This is a genomic window from Rhizobacter sp. P1_G5, from assembly GCF_056405435.1.
On the sequence record NZ_JBFUCB010000817.1, the window covers coordinates 1 to 2,206 of the forward strand.

General features: G+C 69.0%; 2 protein-coding genes. One reads left to right on the top strand and one right to left on the bottom strand.

From position 1 onward, the window contains the following. On the top strand, nt 1-798 hold a 798-nt coding region (locus tag AC1D12_RS31455; RefSeq protein WP_477845109.1), incomplete at its 5' end, for a hypothetical protein. Here the strand turns inward: AC1D12_RS31455 and AC1D12_RS31460 are convergent. Then, the coding region (locus tag AC1D12_RS31460; RefSeq protein WP_477845110.1) for an SDR family oxidoreductase at nt 748-2,206 on the bottom strand (1,459 nt) is incomplete at its 5' end. The two genes, AC1D12_RS31455 and AC1D12_RS31460, sit on opposite strands and share 51 nt — an antisense overlap.

Consider the following 2,206-nt stretch of genomic DNA (forward strand, 5'->3'; position numbering starts at 1 on the left):
GTGCTGCTCGCCGAGGGCGCGCTGGTCGAAGGCGCCCGCCAGGTCGGCGAGGCGCTGCTGCCRCTGGTCGCGGAGCCGGTGCAGCTGGTCGGTGGGCCCGCCTGGAAAGAAGGCTTCGGCTGCCGCACCTCGGTGCTGTATGCCGATGGCTTCAAGCTCGAGCTCTTCGTCGTGACGCCCGACACGCTGCCGGTCGTCGAGCGCGTGCTGCGCTGGCAGCCGCTGTGGGGCGCGCGGCACCTGATGCCGCTGCAGGCGGCGGTGGCCCGGCAGCTGACCAACGACTGCATCGCGGCGCGCGCCCAGTTCGACGTGGCTTACGCCCACATGTCGATCTGCCGCCACCTGACGCGCGGCGAGTTGTTCGCGGCACGCCAGGTGCTGACCAGCCTGGTCGCGATCGCGCTCGCGCTGCGCCTGTTCCAGCTGGGCCGCGCCTACGACCCGGTCGCCAGCGTCAAGCGCATCGTGCGCGACGGCCTCGACAGCGACCGTGTGGTGCGCGAGATCGAGAGCGCATCGACCCAGCTGAGCGGCAACCCCCTGCAGCTGGCCGCGGCACTGCACATGCTGCGGCGCACCTGCTGGGCGATCCTGCGCGACCTGCCCGAGCGCAGCAACGGCACTTGCGCGGCGCAGCAGCACCTGGAGCAGATCGCCACCGCGTCCGAGCGCTGGATGGAGGCGGGTGCCGGTGCGGTGCCGGCACGCGAGTACGTCTCGGATGCGCAGGAGCCCTCGGGATGGTCAGAAATGGATGCCGCGCATCATCTGCTGCAAGGCCATCGCCTCCGGTGACAGCGTCGGCTTGGCGGACTTGTCGCCCTTGGCCGCCGAACTGTCCGGGAACATCCGGAAGCTGGTGTTCATCACGATCTGCGCAATGCGCGGCACCAGCGCATGCAGCACCTCGCCGGCGATGCCCAGGCGCGTCGCGATGCGCACCGGCTTGTAGACGCAGGCCTGCGCGATCATGTCGGCCGCCTCCTCGGGCGCGAGCGTCGGCACGTTGTTGTAGATCTTGGTCGGCGCGATCATCGGCGTGCGCACCAGCGGCATGTTGATCGTCGTGAAGGTGATGCCGGTGTCGGCGTACTCGCTCGACGCGCAGCGCGTCCACGCATCCAGCGCCGCCTTGCTGGCCACATAGGCCGAGAAGCGCGGCGCGTTCGTCAGCACGCCGATCGAGCTGATGTTGACGATGTGGCCCTTCTTCTTCGCGACCATGCCGGGCAGCAGGCCCATCGTCACGCGCAGGCAGCCGAAGTAGTTCAGCTGCATCGTGCGCTCGAAATCGTGGAAGCGGTCGTAGCTGCTCTCGATCGCGCGGCGGATCGAGCGGCCGGCGTTGTTGACCAGGAAGTCGACGCCGCCGAAATTCGCGTTGATCCAGTCGATCAGGTCGCGGCAGCTGGCCTCGTCGGCGATGTCGGACGAGAAGGTCTCGACGCGCGCATCCTTGCCGGCGGCCAGCAGGATCTCCTTGCGGGCCTCGGCCAGCTTGGCCTCGTCGCGGGCACAGATCAGCGTGATCGCGCCGGCCTCGGCGAACTTGATCGCCGCCGCGAGGCCAATGCCCGACGAGCCGCCGGTCACCAGCACCACCTTGCCGCCCACCGTGCCGCGCAGCGAGCGGTCGATCAGCAGGGCGGGGTCGAGGTGGCGCTCCCAGTAGTCCCACAGCCGCCACGCATAGTCGCGCAGGTCGGGGCAGGCGATGCCCGAGCCCTTCAGTGCCGCCAGCGTGTCGCGGCAGTCGAAGCGCGTCGGGTAGTTGATGAAGGTGAAGATGTCCTCCGGCAGCCCGAGGTCCTTCATCACCGCGGCGCGCACGCGGCGCACCGGCGCGAGCGCCATCAGCCCCTTCTTGACGCTGCGCGGGATGAAGCCCAGCAGCGCGGCGTTGATGAACAGGTTCATCTTCGGTGCGTGCGCGGCCTTGCTGAAGATGTCGAGCACGTCGCCGACGCGGTAGCCCTGCGGGTCGACGAGGTGGAAGCACTTCCGGTCGAGCTCGGCTTTCGCATGGCTGATGTGGTCGAGTGCCGCGACGACGAAGTCGACCGGCACGATGTTGACGCGGCCGCCCTCGAGGCCGACGCTCGGCATCCACGGCGGCAGGATCTGCCGCATGCGCTGGATCAGCTTGAAGAAGTAGTACGGCCCGTCGATCTTGTCCATCTCGCCGGTCTGCGAATCGCCGGCC